The sequence below is a fragment of the Amycolatopsis sp. NPDC033938 genome, assembly GCF_055575975.1.
This window is the reverse complement of record NZ_JBVIRO010000005.1, coordinates 144,212-163,917: the sequence shown is the minus strand read 5'-3', so window position 1 is coordinate 163,917 and position 19,706 is coordinate 144,212. Positions and strand designations below refer to the sequence as shown.

Below are 19,706 nucleotides of genomic sequence, written 5' to 3'. Positions count from 1 at the left end.
TTTAGCCATTTTTCTAGTGGGGTGTATTTTGGCCTGTGGTTTTTTGTGGGGGGGGGTTTGTGTTTGGTGGTTTTGGGTTTTAGAACCCGAATCGCCACTCACGACCCACCCGGAATTCAAGCTGAGTTCGACGAACTTCAGGCCCTTTGCTGATCGAGGGAGACATTGATGAACCAGTCGCGGATTGAGGAAATCTGGCCGCTGTCGCCCTTGCAGGCCGGGTTGCTCTTCCACGCGGTTTACGACGGCGAAGGGCCCGACGTCTACATAGGTCATTGGATCCTGGACCTGGACGGCCCGGTGGACGCGGCGAGGCTGCGCGCGGCGTGGGAGGCGCTGCTGGCCCGGCATGCCCCGCTCCGGGCTTGTTTCCGGCAGCGCAAATCGGGCGAGACGGTGCAGCTCATCGCCAGGCAGGTGGACCTGCCGTGGCGGGAGGTCGACCTTTCCCACCTCGATGACGCCGCAGAGGCCGTGCGGGCCTTGGCCGAGCAGGACCGGACGACGAGGTTCGACCTCGCGCAGGCGCCGTTGCTGCGGTTGACCTTCATCCGGCTCGGTGACCGCGCGTACCGCCTGGTGGTGACCTGCCATCACACGATCATGGACGGCTGGTCGTTGCCCATCCTGCTCGACGAGATGTCGAGGCTGTACGCGGCGGACGGCGGTCCGCAGGACCTGCCGGAAGTGACGTCGTACCGCGACTATCTCGCGTGGCTGGGCCGTCAGGACAAAGCGAAGTCGCTCTCGGCGTGGACGGAACGGCTGCGCGGTGTGGACGAGCCGACCTTGGTGGTGCCCGCCGATCCGGGGCGGGCGCCGGTCGAGCCGGAGAGCGTCGAGATCGAGCTGCCGGAGCAGCTCACGCGATCGCTGGGCGAGCTGGCCCGCGGTCACGGGTTGACGCTGAACACGGTGGTGCAGGGCGCGTGGGCGCTGGTGCTGGCGCAGCTGGCCGGCCGCACGGACGTGGTTTTCGGGGCGGCGGTTTCGGCGCGCCCGCCGGATCTGCCGGGCGTCGAGGGAATGGTGGGGCTGTTCCTCAACACCGTTCCGGTACGCGTGCGGCTGCGCGGCTCGACCCCGGTCGTCGAGTTGCTGACGGAGCTGCAGAGGCAGCAGTCGGCGCTCATTCCCGACCAGTACGTCGGGTTGGCGGACATCCAGCAGGCGGCGGGCCCCGGCGCCGTCTTCGACACGTTGATCGTCTTCGAGAAGTTCCACCATGATTCCGGCGAACTGGGTTCCGCGGAGACTTTCGGCATCGGAGTCCATCAGGGCCGGGTGGCCGCCCATTATCCGCTGACGCTGGTCGCCGTCCCCGGCGAGACGATGTACTTCAAACTCGATTATCTGACCGATTCCTTCGATCAGGACACCGCGCTCGCCATCGTCGAGCGCTTCACCGGGGTGCTGCGTCAGCTGGCGGACGCGGGTGACCTGACGGTGGCCGACGTCGAGGTGGCGAACGCGGCCGAGCGTGCCTTGGTGGTCGATGCCTGGGGCGTGTCCTCGCAAGCGCCGCCGAGCCGGTCGGCGCTGGAGCTGTTCGGTGCCCAGGTCGAGAACCGCCGCGACGAGGTGGCGGTGGTCGACGGCGATCGGACGCTGTCGTACGGAGAACTCGCCGAGCGCGCGGAGCGGCTCGCCGGTTACCTGACCGGCAAGGGAGTCCGGCGCGGAGACCGGGTCGCCGTGGTGCTGGACCGGTCACCCGAGCTGATCGCGACCTTGCTCGCGGTGTGGCAGGCGGGCGCGGCGTACGTGCCGGTGGATCCCGCCTACCCGGTGGACCGCGTGCAGTTCATGCTGGCGGATTCCGGGCCGTCGGCGGTGGTGTGCACGCAGACGTACCGGGACGTCGTGCTGGACGTCGGCCTCGATCCGATCGTCCTGGACGATCCCCGGACGCGGAAGGCGGTGGCGGAGTCGCCGCGCCGGTCGGCGGGCACGAGCCCGGAAGACCTCGCCTACGTGATGTACACGTCTGGTTCGACGGGGACGCCGAAGGGTGTCGCCGTGTCGCACGGCAACGTCGCGGCGCTGACGGGGGAACCGGGATGGCGAGTCGGCCCCGATGACGCCGTGCTGCTGCACGCCTCGCACGCGTTCGACATTTCGCTGTTCGAGCTGTGGGTCCCACTGCTGTCGGGCGCGCGCGTGGTGCTGGCCGGACCGGGTGCGGTGGACGGCGCGGCGCTGGCGGCCTACGTCGCGGGTGGCGTCACGGCCGCGCACCTGACCGCGGGCGCCTTCCGCGTGCTGGCCGAGGAGTCGCCGGAGTCGGTCGCCGGTCTGCGCGAGGTGCTGACCGGTGGCGACGCGGTGCCGCTGGCGGCGGTGGAGCGCGTGCGGCGGACGTGTCCGGACGTGCGGGTGCGGCATCTCTACGGCCCCACGGAGGCCACGCTCTGCGCGACGTGGTGGCTGCTCGAACCCGGCGACCGGACGGGCTCGGTGCTGCCGATCGGACGACCGCTCGCGGGGCGGCGCGTCTACGTCCTCGACGCCTTCCTGCGACCCGTGCCGCCCGGGGTGCCCGGCGAGCTGTACGCCGCCGGAGCCGGTGTGGCGCAAGGATATCTGGATCGTCCGGCGTTGACGGCCGAGCGGTTCGTCGCCGACCCGTTCGTGCCGTCCGGGAGGATGTACCGCACCGGGGACCGGGCGTACTGGACGGATCAGGGGACGCTGGCCTTCGCCGGACGGGCCGACGACCAGGTGAAGATCCGCGGCTACCGGGTCGAGCCCGGCGAGATCGAGGTGGCCCTCGCCGGTCTGCCGGGTGTCGGGCAGGCCGTGGTCCTCGCCAGGGACGAGCACCTGATCGGTTATGTGGTCGCCGAAGCGGGTCGCGAGGTCGACCCGGCGTCGCTGCGCGAACAGCTCGCCGAGACGCTGCCCGAGTTCATGGTCCCGGCCGCGGTGCTGGTGCTGGCCGAGCTGCCGTTGACGGTCAACGGAAAGGTGGACCGGCGGGCACTGCCCGAACCGGACTTCGCGGCGAAGGCGGCGGGCCGGGAGCCGACCACCGAGGCCGAGCGAATCCTTTGTGGAGTGTTCGCCGACGTGCTCGGCCTCGACCGGGTCGGGATCGAGGACGGGTTCTTCGAGCTGGGCGGCGACTCGATTTCGTCGATGCAGGTCGCCGCTCGTGCGCGTCGGGAAGGGATTTCCCTTACCCCGCGGCAGGTTTTCGAGCACCGGACTCCTGAGCGCCTCGCCGCTTTGGCGCAAGAGGCCGCTACGGCACCCCGCGCCGAGGTCGTCCCCGGCGTGGGTGAGATCCCGTGGACGCCGGTGATGCGCGCCCTCGGCGACGACGCGATGCGCCCCGGTTTCGCGCAGGTGAGGGTCGTCGTCACCCCGGCGGGGTTGAACCTGGACGCGTTGGTGACCGCGCTGCGAGCGGTGCTGGACACCCATGACCTGCTGCGTGCCCGGGTGGAGCGTGACGGTCGGCTGATCGTGCCCGAGCGCGGTGCGGTGGACGCGGCCGGACTGGTGACGCGGGTGGCCGCCGGGACAGGGGATCTCGACGAGATCGCCGAGCGCGAGGTCAGGACGGCGACGGGCACGCTGGACCCGTCGGCGGGAATCATGGCGCGGATCGTGTGGATCGACGCCGGGGAGGCCGAGCCGGGCAGGCTGGCCTTCGTGGCGCACCACCTGTCGGTCGACGCGGTCTCGTGGGGCATCCTGCTGCCGGATCTGCGGGCGGCGTACGACGAGGTGATCTCCGGGGGGACCCCTGCCCTCGAACTCCCGGCGACGTCCTACCGGCAGTGGGCGCGCTCGCTGACCGAGCGGGCGCTCAGCGAGCGCACCGTGGCCGAACTCGACGACTGGATCGCCGTACTGGACGGTGCGGACCCGGCATGGGAGCCGGACACCGGACGGCACACCGGGCAGTCGCACTCGTGGTCCACGAGGCTCTCCGGCACCGAGGTGCGCAACCTGGTGACCCTGCTGCCGGGGGCGTTCCACTGCGGGATCCAGGACGTCCTGCTGGCCGGCCTCGCGGGAGCAGTGGCGCGTGTGCGCGGTACCGGCGCCGGGCTGCTGGTGGACGTGGAAGGCCATGGTCGCGAGGCCGCCGACGGCGAGGATCTGTTGCGCACCGTCGGCTGGTTCACCAGCGTCCACCCGGTCCGGCTCGAACTGTCCGATGTGGACACCGCAGCCGCCGGGCGGTTGCTGAAGACGGTGAAGGAACAGATCCGCGCCGTCCCCGGCGACGGATCCGGTTACGGGTTGTTGCGCCATCTCAACCCGGAGACCGCGGCGCGGCTGGCCGGGTTGCCGTCTTCGCGGATCGGGTTCAACTATCTCGGCCGGACCGTGCTCGCCCCCAAGGACACCGCGTGGCAGCCCGTCGGGGAAGGGCCGCTCGGCGGCGGCCCGGACATGGTCCTCGCGCACGCCGTGGAGGTCAGCGCGGAACTGCAGGACACCCCGGCCGGACCCCGGCTGGGGCTGGCCATCGACACCCGGGATGCCGATCTCGCCACGGTGGAGCGGCTCGGCGAGGCCTGGCTGGAGATGCTGACCGGCCTCGCGACCCTCGCCGAGGATCCCGACGCGGGCGGCCACACGCCGTCGGATTTCGACCTCGTCGAGCTGACGCGGCCGGACGTGGCGGAGCTGGAAGCCGCGGTGCCGGGGCTGACCGACGTCTGGCCGTTGTCACCGCTGCAGGAAGGCATGCTCTTCGAACGGGCCTTCGACGCCGACGGGGTCGATGTCTATCAGAGCCAGCGAATCCTGGACCTCGACGGGCCGCTCGACGCGCGACGGCTGCGCGCGGCCTGGAACCGGGTGGTCGCTCGGCACGCGTCGCTCCGGACCGGCTTCCATCAGCTGGGCTCCGGTGAAACGGTGCAGGTCGTCGTGGACGAGGTGGACCTCCCTTGGCGGATGGCGGATCTGTCACAGCTCGACGAGACGGCCGCGGCCGCCGAGGTCGAACGGCTGCTCGCGGAGGATCAGGCGCGGCGGTTCGACGTGACCGAGGCACCGCTGCTGCGGCTGCTGCTGATCCGGCTCGCCGCGGACCGGCACCGGTTCGTGCTCACCTCGCACCACGTCGTACTGGACGGCTGGTCGACGCCGCTCGTGCTGGGTGAGGTGTCGACCGCCTACGCGGGTGGGCAGCTCCCGTCGACAGCACCGTCCTATAAGGACTATCTGGCATGGCTGGGCGGTCAGGACGGGGAGGCGACCCGGGCGGCGTGGCTGGCCGAACTCGACGGCGCGACCGAACCGTCCCTTGTGGACGCCGACGCCGACAAGACGATGGTGATGCCCGGTGAGCACGCCGAATGGCTCTCCGAGGAGACGACGCGGGCACTCACCGAGCTCGCCCGCGGGCACGGTTTGACGTCGAGCACGATCCTGCAGGCCGCGTGGGCGTTGGTGCTGGCGCGGCTGACCGGCCGGACGGACGTGGTGTTCGGGTCGGTGGTGTCCGGGCGGCCGGCGGAGGTGCCGGACGTCGAGCGGATGGTGGGGATGTTCATCAACACCGTCCCGGTCCGTGTGCGGCTCGACGGCGGCCGTCCGGTGCTGGAGCTGTTCCAGGATCTGCAGGGCCGCCAGTCGGCGTTGACCGAGCACCAGTACCTGGGGCTGCCGGAGATCCAGAAGGTGGCGGGCTCCGGCGCGGTCTTCGACACCATGGTGATGATCGAGAACTACCCGCACACCGCCGAAGGTCTCGGCGACGACGGTGGTGTCGTGATCAGCTCGGTCGTCACCCGGACCGGCACCAGCTATCCGCTGACCATGAACGTCAGCCTCGGGAACCGCTTGCGGATCAACGTTTCCTACCGGCCGGACCGGATCGGCGGCGAACCGGCCGCCGAGATCGCCAGGCAGGTCGTCCGTGTCCTGGAACAGGTGGTGGCACGGCCTTCGCTGCCGATCGGTCGCCTCGGCGTGACGAGCGAACCGGCGCGCGCGTCGGTGGTGGAACGCTGGAACTCGACGGGTGAAGCGGCCGACACGACGTCGGTGCTGGAGCTGTTCCGTCGGCAGGTTGGCGCCTCGCCGGACGCGGTGGCGGTCGTGGACGGCGAACGCACCCTCTCCTACACCGGCCTCGACCGCGAATCCGACCGGCTGGCCGGGTATCTGGCCGCCGTCGGCGTGCGGCGCGGTGACCGCGTCGGCGTGGTGATGGACCGCGGCGCGGACCTTCTCGTCGCCCTGCTCGCGGTCTGGAAGGCGGGCGCCGCGCAGGTCCCGGTGAACGTGGGCTACCCCGCGGACCGGATCGAGCGGATGCTGGCCGACGCGGGAGTGTCGGTCGCGGTCTGCCTCGAAGCGAACCGCAAGGCGGTGCCGGACGGCGTCGAGCCGGTGCTCGCGGACTTGACGGCGATCGACGGCGCGCGGTACGAGGCACCGCCGGTGACGGTCGGCGCGCAGGACGTCGCGTACGTGATGTACACGTCGGGATCGACCGGGGTGCCGAAGGGTGTCGCGGTACCGCACGGAAGTGTGGCGGCGCTGGCGAGCGACCCGGGCTGGTCGCAGGGCCCCGGCGATCACGTACTGCTGCACGCGTCACACGCTTTCGACGCGTCGCTGGTCGAGATCTGGGTGCCGCTGGTCAGCGGGGCCCGCGTGGTGGTCGCCGAACCGGGCACGGTCGACGCGGAGCGGCTCCGCGACGCGATCTCCCGCGGTGTGACGACCGTCCATCTCACGGCGGGCGCTTTCCGTGCGGTGGCCGAGGAAGCGCCGGAGTCCTTCCGCGGGCTGCGGGAGATCCTGACCGGTGGCGACGCGGTACCGCTCGCCTCCGTCGAACGGATGCGCCTGGCTTGCCCGGACGTGCGGTTCCGTCAGCTCTACGGCCCGACCGAAGGCACCCTCTGCGCCACTTGGCTCGTCCTCGAACCAGGGGCCGAAACGGGCGACGTCCTGCCGATCGGCGGGCCGCTGGCCGGCAGGCAGGTCTACGTGCTCGACGCGTTCCTGCAGCCGCTGGCCCCGAACGTGACCGGTGAGCTCTACATCGCCGGTGCCGGACTGGCGCACGGCTACCTCGGCAACAGCGCGTCGACCTCGGAGCGCTTCGTCGCCAATCCGTTCGGCGCGGGAAGGATGTACCGGACCGGCGACCTGGCGCGCTGGACGGAGCAGGGCGAACTGCTCTTCGGCGGGCGTGCCGACTCCCAGGTGAAGATCCGCGGCTACCGCGTCGAACCCGGTGAGGTCGAGGCGGCGCTGACCGAGGTCCCCGACGTCGCGCAGGCGATCGTTCTGGCGCGGGAGGAACGTCCCGGTGAGAAGCGGCTGATCGCCTACGTGACCGCGGAACCGGGGCGGGAACTGGAATCCGACGCGGTCCGCGCGCATCTCGCGGCCCGACTGCCGGAGTTCATGGTGCCGTCGGTGGTGCTGGTGCTGGACGGTTTCCCGTTGACGCTCAACGGGAAGATCGACCGCGCGGCCCTGCCCGCCCCCGAGTTCACCGCGAAGGCGGCCGGGCGCGAACCGCGTACGGAGACCGAACGACTGTTGTGCGCGCTGTTCGCCGAGATCCTCGGGCTGGACCGGGTCGGCGCCGACGACGGTTTCTTCGAACTGGGCGGGGATTCGATCCTCTCGATGCGGCTGGCCGCCCGCGCACGCCGCGAAAACCTCGTCTTCGGGGCGAAGCAGGTCTTCGACCAGAAGACACCCGCGGGGATCGCGGCGGTCGCCGAACACGGCGGACGGACCCGGACCGAGGACGGCGAGGGCGTCGGAGAGGTCCCGTTGACGCCGGTGGTGCGGGCACTGCTCGAACGCGACCCGCTCGGGCTGACGCGCGGTGGCATGGCGCAGTGGGTGATCGTGGACGTGCCCGGCGACCTTTCCGTGCCCGCGCTGGCGGCCGGATTGGGCGCGGTGATCGACACGCACGACCTGCTGCGGAGCCGGATCGTCGAGACCGAGGGCGGCCTGCCCCGGCTGGTCGTGGCCGAGCGGGGAACGGTCGACGCGGCGACACTGGTCGAACGGGCCGACGCCGCCGACCTCGACGTCGCCGGTATCGACGAAATCGCGAGTGACGCGGCGGCACGCCTGGATCCGGTCGGGGGCGTGCTGGTCCGGGCGGTCCTGGTGGACGCCGGACCGGACCGCCCCGGACGGCTCGTGGTGGCCGCGCACCACCTCGTGGTCGACGTGGTGTCGTGGCGGACCCTGCTGCCGGACCTGCAGGCGGCCTGCGAAGCCGCGATCGCGGGCACCCGAGCGCGGCTCGACCCGCCGGACGTCTCGTTCCGGCGCTGGTCTCGCACGCTGACCGCCGAGGCGGCGAACCGGACCGCGGAGCTGGCGACGTGGACGGAGATCCTCGACGGCGCACAGTCGCGGCTGGGCGAACTCGATCCCCGGCGCGACACCGTGTCGACCGCGGGACGCAGGTCGTGGACCTTGTCGCGGGAGCAAGCGGGCGTACTCGTGGAGAAGGTCACCTCGGCCTTCCACTGTGGTGTCCACGAGGTCCTGCTGGCGACCCTGGCCGGCGCGGTGGCCGGGTGGCGTGGCGGCACCGCGGTCGTGGTGGACGTCGAAGGCCACGGCCGCCGTCCGATCGGTGACATGGACCTGTCGCGGACGCTCGGATGGTTCACCGATGTCCATCCGCTCCGGTTGGACGTGTCCGGGGTCGACCCGGCCGAAGCGATCGCGGGCGGCGCCGCGGCCGGTCGTCTGCTGAAGCAGGTCAAGGAGAACGTGCGAGCCGTGCCCGACGGTGGGCTCGGTTACGGGATGCTGCGCCATCTCAACGCCGAGACGGCGCCGGTCCTCGCGGCGCTGCCGAAGGCGGAGATCGGGTTCAACTACCTCGGCCGCTTCTCGTCGCGGTCCGACGGTGCCCCGCGGCCTTGGCGGATAACGGGAATCGTCGGCGACGCGGCGGAGCGGGACACCCCGTTGCGGCACGCCGTGGAGATCGACGCGGTCGTGGCGGACACGGCGGACGGACCCGAGTTCACCCTGACCCTCACCTGGGCGGGGCGGATTCTCGGCGACGCCGAGGCGGAGTCGCTCGCGCGGACCTGGCTGGACATGCTGGCCGGGCTCGCCGCGCACGGCGAAGACGTCGGCGCCGGGGGCCACACGCCATCCGACTTCCCGCTCGTCACGCTGACGCAGCGAGAGGTGGCGGAAGTGGAGGCGGCCGCGCCGGACCTGCTCGACATCTGGCCGCTTTCGCCGCTGCAGGAAGGTTTGCTGTTCCACGCCACCGACGACGGCGGCCCGGACGTCTACGCGAGCATGCGGACCCTCGCCCTCGACGGCCCGCTGGACGTCGCCCGCTTCCGCGCGTCGTGGCAGGCCCTGCTCGACCGGCACGCCGCCCTGCGGGCGAGTTTCCATCAGCTCCCCTCCGGTACGGCCGTGCAGGCGATCGCCCGCGAGGTGACGCTGTCCTGGCAGGAAACCGACCTGTCGCAGCTGCCGGAGGACGAGGCGCTGGCGGAATTCGACCGGATCGCGGCCGGGCAGCACGCCGAACGGCTGGACCTGGCCAAGGCGCCGCTGCTGCGGCTGCATCTGGTGCGCCTCGGCGAACGACGGCACCGGCTGGTCTTCACGTCGCATCACATCGTGGTCGACGGCTGGTCCCTGCCGCTCGTCGCCACCGACGTGCTGGCGGCGTACGAAGCGGGCGGTGACGCCAACGCGCTGCCCGCGGCGGCGTCCTATCGCGACTATCTGGCCTGGATCGCCCGCCAGGACAAGACGGCCGCACTGGAGGCGTGGCGGACCGAACTCGCGGGCCTCGACGAGGCGACGCACGTCGTCCCGCCGGAGTCGATTCTCACGCCCCTGCAGCCCGAACGGGTCAGGTTCGAGCTCGGCGACGAGCCGAGCAGGCGACTGGCGGAGTTCAGCCGCCGTCACGGTGTCACGCCGAACACGCTCTTCCAGGGGATCTGGGCACTGCACCTGGCCCGGTTGACCGGACGCTTGGACGTCGTCTTCGGCGCCGCGGTCGCCGGGCGTCCGCCCGAGATCCCCGGCGTGGAGTCCTCGGTCGGCCTGTTCATGAACATGCTGCCGGTCCGGGCCCGCCTCGACGGCGGCGAGCCGTTCGTCGAGATGGTGAAGGGCCTGCAGGAACGGCAGGTCGCGCTGCTGCCGCATCAGCACGTCGGGCAGAGCGAGATCACCAAGTTCGCCGGCCGCGGCGCGGCGTTCGACACGATCGTGGTGTTCGAGAACTACCCGCCACCGCCGCCCCGGTTCGACGGCCCCGACGCGCTCGTCATGAGCCCCGCGGGGAATTCGGACGACGACGGGCACTATCCGCTGTCCCTGCGCGCTTCGGTGGCGGGTGGCCCCGTCCGCGGTGAACTCATCTACCGGCCGGACGTGGTCGACCGGACCGGAGCCGAGGAGATGGCCGCGGCGCTCGTCCGCGCGCTCGAACAGGTGCTGGCGCGACCGTCGACGCCGGTGGGGCGGATCGGCCTGATCGGTCCGGAGCAGCGCCGTCTCGTGGTGGACGAGTGGAACCGGACCGACGCGCCGCTCACGGAGAAGACGCTGCCGGTGTTGCTCCGCGAGCAGGCGGAGCGGACACCGGACGCGGTCGCCGTCGAGGACGCGGCGCGAAGCCTGTCGTACCGGGAATTGCTCGGCGAAGCGGAGGCACTGGCGAGGCTGCTCGCCGGAGCGGGCGTGCGGCGGGAAGCCCGGGTGGGCGTGCTGGTCGAGCGTTCGGTCGACCTCGCGGTGACCCTGCTGGGGGTCACGTTCGCCGGTGGCGCGTTCGTCCCGGTCGATCCGGACTATCCGCGTGACCGCGTCGAGTTCATGCTGGCGAACTCGGCACCCGGGGTGTTGGTGTGCACGAAGGCGACCCGGTCGTTCGTGCCCGCGGAGTTCGCGGGCACGGTGCTGGTGCTGGAGGAGCTGCCCGCCACCGGTCCGGCCGCCGCATTGCCTTTGGTGGCACCGGAAGACGCGGCGTACGTGATCTACACGTCCGGGTCGACGGGGGTGCCGAAGGGTGTCCTGGTCACCCATTCCGGACTCGTCAACCTCGGGTACGCGCACATCGAGCGGATGGCCGTGACGTCGTCCTCGCGGATCCTGCAGTTGTCCGCGATCGGTTTCGACGCCATGGTCTCCGAGCTCTACATGTCCCTGCTGGCAGGCGCGACCCTGGTCCTGCCGGACGCGGCGAGCATGCCGCCCCGGGTGACGCTGGGCGACGCGATCCGGCAGGCGGGCATCACGCATCTGACGGTGTCGCCGAGTGTGCTGGCGAGCGAGGACGACCTGCCGGACACCCTGCGAACCGTGCTCACAGGCGGCGAGGCCCTCCCGGCCGCGCTGGTGGACCGCTGGTCGCCGGGCCGCCGGGTGATCCAGGCCTACGGGCCGACCGAGACGACCATCTGCTCGACGATGAGCGCCCCGTTGTCCCCGGGACACGACGTGGTCCCGCTCGGCGGCCCGATCCACAACGTGCGGCACTACGTGCTCGACGCCTTCCTGCGGCCGGTGCCGCCCGGCGTGGTCGGCGAGCTCTACATCACGGGTGTCGGACTGGCCCGCGGCTACCTCGGCCGCCCCGGCCTGACCGCGGAACGGTTCGTCGCCAGCCCGTTCGCCCCCGGCGAGCGGATGTACCGCTCCGGCGACCTGTTCCGCTGGACCAGTGAAGGCCAGCTGATCTTCGCGGGCCGCGTCGACGCGCAGGTCAAGGTGCGCGGCTACCGCGTCGAGCCCGCCGAGATCGAGGCCGTGCTCGCGGACCATCCGTGGGTCGGCCAGGTGGCGGTCTCCGTCCGCCGGGACGGGCCGGGCGACAAGCGGCTGGTGGCCTACGTCGTGCCGTCGGCGGACGCCGCCGCGGAGAACGGCACGCTGGCCGCCGCGCTGCGGGAGCTGGCCGCCGAACGCCTGCCGGACTACATGATGCCCGCGGCGTTCGTGTCGCTGGAGAAGATGCCGCTCACCCCGAACGGCAAGCTCGACCACCGGGCGCTGCAGGCCCCCGACTTCGCCGCGATGTCCTCGGATCGTGCCCCGCGCACCCCCGTGGAAGCGCAGTTGTGCGACCTGTTCGCGGAGGTGCTCGGCCTCGCCAAGGTGGGGCCGGACGACAGCTTCTTCGAACTCGGCGGTGACTCGATCACCTCGATGCAGGTGTCGGTCCGGGCCCGCGCCCTCGGGCTGCGGCTGACCCCGCGGCAGGTCTTCGACGAGAAGACGCCGGAACGACTGGCGGCGATCGCCGAGGAACTCCCGGCCGAGGAAGAAACCACCGCGGCACCGGAACCCGCCGGGGACCCGCTCGTCGCCCTTTCCCCTGACCAGATGGACCTACTCGAGGCCGGGTTGGCCGAATGACCACCACAGGCATAAGGAGCAAGTTGTGACCGTTGACGACACTCGCGCGAAGCGTCGCTCCAGCGTGGAGGACGTCTGGCCTCTTTCCCCGCTGCAAGAGGGAATGCTCTATCACACCGCCCTCGACAACGAGGGCCGTGACACCTACACCGTGCAGACCGTCTACGCCATCGACGGACCGCTGGACGCCGCTCTGCTGCGGGCGTCGTGGCAGGCCCTTGTGGACCGGCATGCCGCGCTGCGGGCCTGTTTCCGCTACGTCAGCGGCGCGCAGATGGTGCAGGTGATCGCGCGGGAGGCCGAAATCCCTTGGCGTGAAACGGATCTGACCGGATTGCCCGAGGACGTCGCCGAGGGCGAGGTGGACCGGCTGGCGGCCGACGAGGCGGCCGAGCGGCTGCGCGTCGAGGCGGCGCCGCTGATGAAACTGCACCTGCTCCGGCTCGGCCCCGACCGCCACCGGCTCGTGCACACACTGCACCACGTGCTGGTGGACGGCTGGTCGATGCCGATCCTGCACCGTGAGCTCGCCGCGATCTACGCGGCGGGCGGGGACGCGTCCGGCCTTCCGCCCACCGTGTCCTATCGGGACTATCTCGCTTGGCTGGGACGGCAGGACAAGGACGCGGCACGGGCGGCCTGGCGCGACGGGTTCGCCGGGTTGGACACCCCGACCACGGTCGCCGCGCCCGACCCGGCCCACGTACCGGACATCCACACGACGGTGGTCGAGCTGTCCACGGAACTGACGGACGGTTTGGCGCGGTTCGCGCGGGGCAACGACCTCACGCTGAACACCGTCGTGCAGGGCGCGTGGGCCGTCGTGCTGGCGCAGCTCTCCGGCCGTGACGACGTCGTGTTCGGCGCGACCGCCTCCGGGCGGCCCGCCGACCTCGACGGGGTGGAAGCGATGGTCGGCCAGCTGCTCAACACCCTGCCGGTACGGGTCCGGCTCGACGGCGGGAAACGCGCGGTCGACCTGTTCGCCCGGGTGCAGCGCGAGCAGGCGGCGCTCATGGGGCATCAGCACCTCGGCCTGCAGGACGTCCAGGCGGTCGTCGGACCGGGGGCGGTCTTCGACACCCTCGTGATCTACGAGAACTTCCCCCGCAAGGGACTCGGCCGGACGTCGGACGGCGGACTGGCGCTGATCCCGGTGAAGCGGGGGCGCAACTCGTCGCATTATCCGTTCACGCTGGTCACCGGACCCGGCGAGCGGATGCCGCTGATCCTCGACTACGACCGGAGCCTGTTCGGCCCCGCGGCCGCCGAATCGGTCGTCGGCGCGCTGGCCAGGGTGCTGGAGCGCCTGGTCGCCGAGCCCGACGTCCTCGTCGGCCGTCTGACGCTGGTGAGCGAAGCCGAGCGCGCACTGGTGCTGGACGAGTTCAACGCGACCGACGGCCCGGTGCCCGGAGACTCCGTCGTCGAACTGTTCGCCCGGCGGGTGGCCGCGGCGCCGGACGCGGTGGCGATCACCGACGCCGCCGGCGCGAACCTGACCTACGCCGAGGTCGGCCGGGCGTCGGACCGGCTCGCCGGTTACCTCGCCGGTCAAGGGGTCGGCCGCGGCGACCGGGTCGGCGTGGCCATGGAACGGTCGCCGGAGCTGATCATCGCGTTCCTCGCGATCTGGAAGGCGGGCGCCGCCTACGTCCCGGTGGACGTCGAGTACCCGGCGGAGCGGATCTCGTTCATCTTCGGCGATTCCGGCGTCTCGACCGTCCTGTGCACCGAAGCCACGAGCGCGGTCGCGCCGGAGAACGCGATCGTGCTCGACGCGCCCGGGACGCGCGCGGCCGTGAACGACTGCGCCGCACCGGAAATCCGGCCGCACGCCGACGATCTCGCGTACGTCATGTACACCTCGGGATCCACCGGCCTGCCGAAGGGCGTCGGTATCCCGCACGGGGCCGTGGCCGGTCTGGCCGGTGACGCGGGCTGGCAGATCGGTCCGGACGACGGCGTGCTGATGCACGCGACGCACGTCTTCGACCCGTCGCTGTACGCGATGTGGGTGCCGCTCGTCTCGGGCGCCCGGGTCCTGCTGACCGAACCGGGCGCGCTGGACGCGGCCGGGGTGCGGCAGGCCGTGCGCCGGGGCGCGACCTTCGTCCACCTCACCGCCGGTACCTTCCGCGCGCTGGCGGAAACGGCGCCCGAGTGCTTCGAAGGACTGGTCGAAATCGGGACCGGCGGCGACGTGGTCCCCCTGCAGTCGGTGGAAAATCTGCGCCGGGCCCAGCCCGGTCTACGGGTGCGCAACACCTACGGGCCGACCGAGACCACCCTGTGCGCGACGTGGCTGCCGATCGAACCCGGTGACGTGATCGACGGGGAGCTGCCGATCGGCCACCCGATGACCAACCGCCGGATCTACGTCCTCGACGCTTTCCTGCGCCCGGTCGCGCCGGGGGTGGAAGGCGAGCTGTACATCGCGGGCACGGGCCTGGCCCGCGGGTACCTGAACGCCCCGGGATCGACGGCGGGCCGGTTCGTGGCGTGCCCGTTCCTCGACGGCGAACGTATGTACCGCACCGGTGACCGGGCGCGCTGGACCCCCGGCGGCGAGATCGTGTTCCTCGGCCGCGCCGACGACCAGGTGAAGATCCGCGGCTACCGGGTCGAGCTCGGCGAAGTGGAGTCCGTGCTGGCCGCCCAGCCAGGCGTGGTCGAGGCCGTTCTCCTGGCGAGGGAAGACCAGCCGGGCGAAAAGCGCCTGGTCGGCTACTTCGTGTCCGACGGCACCGACGCGGGACCGGAGGAGATCCGGCGGCAGATGGCACTGGTGCTGCCCGACTACATGGTCCCGATCGCGGTCGTCGCTTTGCCCGGCCTGCCCGTCACCCCCAACGGCAAGGTGGACCGCCGGGCGCTGCCCGCCCCGGATCTCGCGGGACGCTCGTCGGAGAAGGCGCCCGAGAACGAGACCGAGAAGGTGTTGTGCGCGCTGTTCGCCGAAATCCTCAGCGTGGACCAGGTCGGGGTCGACGACGCCTTCCACGATCTCGGTGGCAGTTCGGCGCTGGCCATGCGGCTCGTCGCGCGGATCCGGGAGGAGCTCGGCGCGGACCTGCCCATCCGGCAGCTGTTCTCTTCGCCGACGCCCGCGGGTCTGGCCAGGGCACTCGCCGCGAAGTCACGGCCCGCGCTGGAAGCCGTCCCGCGGCCGGACCGGCTGCCCCTCACCGCCCGGCAGCTGCGTGCCTGGCTGCTGGCCGATCCGAGCGGGGAGACGGCGGGCCTGCACACCTCGGTGACGCTGCGCCTGCGCGGAAAACTGGACGTGCCCGCGTTGACGTCGGCGCTCGGCGACGTCGCGGCCCGGCACGAACTGCTCCGCACGACCTTCCCCGGTGACGCGCAGAGCGTCCGCCAGGAGGTGCACGAGGCCTGGCCGGTCGAGCCGACGCCGGTCCCGGTCACCGAGGAGGAGTTGCCGGGGCTGCTCGCCGAGCGGCGCGGGTCGGACTTCGACCTGACCAGGGAAGTGCCGTGGCGGTGCGAACTGTTCGCGCTCTCGGACAAAGAGCATGTGCTGCATCTGCAGATCCACCGGATCCTCGCCGACGACGACTCGCTGGACGTGTTCTTCCGCGACCTGGCGGCCGCGTACGGCGCGCGGCGCGAGGGCCGGGTGCCGCAGCGGGCGCCGCTGGCCTTGCAGTTCGCCGACTACGCGCTCTGGGAGCAGCGGCTGCTCGAAGGCGAGAACGAGCCGGGCGGCCTGATCAACGAGCAGATCACCTTCTGGCGGGACAACCTGGCGGGCATCGACGAGGAGACGGTGCTCCCGTTCGACCGTCCTCGGCCGGCCGTCCCGTCCCGGCGGGCGGGCTCGATCGCGCTGCGGTTGGCCGACGGCCCGCACGCCCGGTTGGCCGAGGTGGCGGAACCACTGGGCGCGGAAACGCTCCAGCTGGTGCACGCCGCGCTCGCCATGCTGCTGATCAAGTACGGGGCGGGCCACGACGTGGTGATCGGCACGACACTGCCGCGGGACGAGGAACTCTTCGACCTCGAACCGATGATCGGGCCGTTCACCCGGCCGCTCGCGCTGCGCACGGATCTCTCGGGGGATCCGACCTTCCTGGAGGTCGTCACCCGGGTGCAGGAAGCCTTCCAGGCCACGGAACAGCACCTGGACGTACCTTTCGAGCGGATCGTCGAGCTGCTGGATCTGCCTGCCTCGCTCTCCCGCCACCCCGTGTTCCAGGTCGGGCTGCGGGTGGACGAGGAGGACATCGACGGATGGTCGGCGGCGGAACTGCCGGCGCTGCGCACCAGCGTCGAAGCCGGCGGGACCGAGGCCATGGAGCTGGATCTGGCGGTCGAGCTCACCGAGCGCTTCGACGACGATGACGAAGCGGGCGGCCTCGAAGGCGCGCTGCACTACGCCGCCGACCTGTTCGACGAGGCCACGGCCGAGTCGGTGGCGCGGCGGCTGGTCCGCGTCCTCGAACAGGTGGCGGAGGACCCCCAGCGGCGGATCAGCGACCTGGACCTCTTCCTGGACGACTTCGAACGCGGCCGTCCGCCCATCGCCCCGGCGCGCTGGGCCGGGGCCGTCCCGCAGGTGGTCGCCGACGTCGCCGGGGACAGCCCGCTCGGCGCGCTCCTGCTGGACGACCGGCTGCGCCCCGTCGCTCCCGGCGTCGTCGGCGATCTCTACGTCACCGGTCCCGCGGTGGACGAGGGACCGGCCGAACTGCCGACCGTGCCCTGTCCGTTCGGGGAGGCGGGGCACCGGATGCTGCACACCGGCCTGCTCGCCCGCAAGACCCCCGCCAAGACCCTGGTCGTCGTGGGCGAGCGGCGGCGAGCGAGCGCTTCGGTGAAGACGGGTGACTTCGAGATCCTGTTGCCACTGCGGGTCACCGGTGACCGCCCGCCCCTGTTCTGTGTCCACGCGAGCGGCGGACTGAGCTGGAACTACGAGCCGCTGCTGCGGTACCTCCCGCAGGATCAGCCGGTCTACGGCGTGCAGGCGCGCGGCTTGGCGCGTACGGAGCCGCTGCCGGGCAGTGTCGAGGAGATGGCCGCCGATTACCTGGCGCAGATCCGTGCCGTGCAACCCGAAGGTCCGTACCACCTCCTCGGCTGGTCGCTCGGCGGCCGCATCGCGCAGGCGATGGCCAGGTTGCTCGAAGCGGACGGGGAGCAGGTCGGCCTGCTCGCGCTGCTCGACGCCTATCCCGTCTACATGGGACGCAAGACGACCGGCGCGGCGAGCGAGGAAGCGGCTCTCTCCCGGCGGAATCAGGCGGATCTGGATCTCGCGGGGCAACTGGTCAAGGGAGAGGCCGCCCGTGCCCGCCTGGAGGCGGTCATGCGCAACCTCTGGGAGATCGGGCCGCGCCACACCTCTTCGCCTTTCGCCGGGGACATCCTGCTCTTCATCGCCACGGTGGACCGTCCCGAGCATTTGCCCGTCCCGGTGGCGAAAGCCAGCTGGAAGGAGTTCACCACCGGGTCCATCGAGGCCCACGAGATCCCGTCCAACCACTACGACATGGTGCAAACCGCGGCGCTGGGCCAAATTGGAGCCATCGTCGCCGAGAAACTCCGGCACCGCCCGGAGGGTGAAAGGACACAACGATGACCAACCCCTTCGACAACGAAGACGGTTCCTTTTTCGTGCTGGTCAACGACGAAGGGCAGCACTCCTTGTGGCCGTCCTTCGCGGAGGTGCCCGCCGGCTGGACCCGGGTGCACGGCGAGGCCCCTCGCCAGGAGTGCCTCGCCTATGTCGAGGAGAACTGGACGGACCTCCGGCCGAAGAGCCTCATCCGGGAAACGAGCGCCTGAGAGAAGGTGTCCAGCCGCTCAAGGCGGACGGTTGGACGAGCGCGGTGGCTTGGTCGCGAACAGGCATCGTCCGGTGGCGTAGTGAAGGCCTCCTTCCCTACCTTCAGGGTAGGCAAGGAGGCCTTCACGGACACCTGCGGCCGAACGGGCGCGTGCGGATGTGGCGCGACACGCCCCGGCGTCGCCCGCCCCTAATTCATCGGCTGGACGAGGCGAAAGGACCTTGTGCGGTGTTCGAGGAGAACAACGCCCTCCGGGGCACGGAAATACACCGGAGAGACCGATTCGATCCGGGGCCGGAGTTGCGTTCCCTGATGAGCGAAGGCTCCTGGGCCATCTTGGAGGACAAGCATTCCCCCGACGGACGGACCGGGTGGCTCGCCACCGGGTACGAAGAGATCCGGCAAGTTCTCGGCTCGGACAAGTTCAGCGCCAAGCTGCTCTTCGGCGGGACCGCGGCCGGGCGGATCTGGCCCGGTTTCCTCGGTCAGTACGACCCGCCGGAGCACACGCGTCTGCGCCGGATGGTGGCGTCCGCGTTCACCTTCCGGCGGATGCAGGCCTTCCAGCCACAGATCGAGGCGATCGTCAAGGCCACCCTGGACGACATCGAGGCCACCGGTGGCCCGGTGGATTTCGTCCCCCGGTTCGCTTGGCCCGTCGCGACGACGGTGATCTGCGACTTCCTCGGCATTCCCCGTGACGATCAGGCGGACCTGTCCCGCGCCCTGCACGCGAGCCGGTCCGAGCGGTCGGGTAAACGACGTGTGGCGGCGGGAAACAAGTTCTGGACCTACATGGGCCAGGTCGCGGCCAAGACCCGCCGCGATCCCGGTGACGACATGTTCGGTGCGGTGGTGCGCGAACACGGCGACGACATCACCGACGCGGAACTGCTGGGCGTGGCCGCGTTCGTCATGGGCGCGAGCGGGGACCAGGTGGCTCGTTTCCTCGCGGCGGGTGCGTGGCTGATGGCCGAGAACCCGGACCAGTTCGCGCTGCTGCGGGAGAAACCGGAGACCATCCCGGATTGGCTGAACGAGGTGGCCCGGTACCTCACCAGCGACGAGAAGACCACTCCGCGCATCGCGCTCGAGGACGTGCGCATCGGCGATCAGCTCATCAAGAAGGGCGACGCCGTCACCTGCTCCTTGCTGGCCGCGAATCGCCGGAAATTCCCCGACGAGGAAGACCGGTTCGACATCACCCGGGAAAAGCCCGCACACGTCACGTTCGGGCACGGCATCCATCACTGCCTCGGCCGTCCGCTGGCCGAGATGGTGTTCCGGACGGCGATTCCGGCGCTGGCGCACCGCTTCCCGACACTCAAGCTGGCGGAGCCGGACCGCGAGATCAAACTGGGTCCGCCACCGTTCGACGTGGAAGCCCTGCTACTCGACTGGTAGCGCGGCGTCGGTGCCGGTGGTGGGGGGGGGGGGGGGGGGGGGGGGGGGGCCCCACCGCCACCACGCGCCCCAACCCCCCCCCCCCCGCCCCAGGGGCCTGTGTTGGGGGGGGGCGCGGGGTGG

Annotated in this window: 4 protein-coding genes; all 4 read left to right on the top strand. The window is 71.2% G+C overall.

Annotation, left to right across the window (positions count from 1 at the left end):
* Window positions 1–168 precede the first annotated feature (168 nt).
* The 4 genes from ACZ5ZX_RS16700 (at window position 169) to ACZ5ZX_RS16685 (ending at window position 19,583) form a co-directional block, all read left to right on the top strand.
* Window positions 169–12,369 carry a non-ribosomal peptide synthetase gene (locus ACZ5ZX_RS16700; RefSeq protein WP_465502879.1) on the top strand — a complete coding sequence of 4,067 codons (12,201 nt, stop codon included), beginning with the start codon at window positions 169–171 and terminating at the stop codon, window positions 12,367–12,369.
* Window positions 12,370–12,394: 25 nt separating this feature from the next.
* On the top strand, window positions 12,395–17,971 hold the full coding sequence (locus tag ACZ5ZX_RS16695; RefSeq protein ID WP_465502878.1) for an amino acid adenylation domain-containing protein: 5,577 nt from the start codon (window positions 12,395–12,397) through the stop codon (window positions 17,969–17,971).
* On the top strand, window positions 17,968–18,177 hold the full coding sequence (locus tag ACZ5ZX_RS16690; protein WP_465502877.1) for an MbtH family protein: 210 nt from the start codon (window positions 17,968–17,970) through the stop codon (window positions 18,175–18,177). Before ACZ5ZX_RS16695 ends, ACZ5ZX_RS16690 begins: the two co-directional genes overlap by 4 nt.
* 230 nt (window positions 18,178–18,407) lie before the next feature.
* Entirely contained in the window at window positions 18,408–19,583 is a 1,176-nt protein-coding gene (locus ACZ5ZX_RS16685; protein WP_465502876.1) for a cytochrome P450, read from the top strand.
* The last annotated feature ends 123 nt before the right edge of the window (window positions 19,584–19,706 follow it).

What these genes read in the sequence shown, in the direction of transcription:
- ACZ5ZX_RS16700 (WP_465502879.1), top strand. Translation starts at nt 169, where the DNA reads ATGAACCAGTCGCGGATTGAGGAAATCTGGCCGCTGTCGCCCTTGCAG.
- ACZ5ZX_RS16690 (WP_465502877.1), top strand. Translation starts at nt 17,968, where the DNA reads ATGACCAACCCCTTCGACAACGAAGACGGTTCCTTTTTCGTGCTGGTC.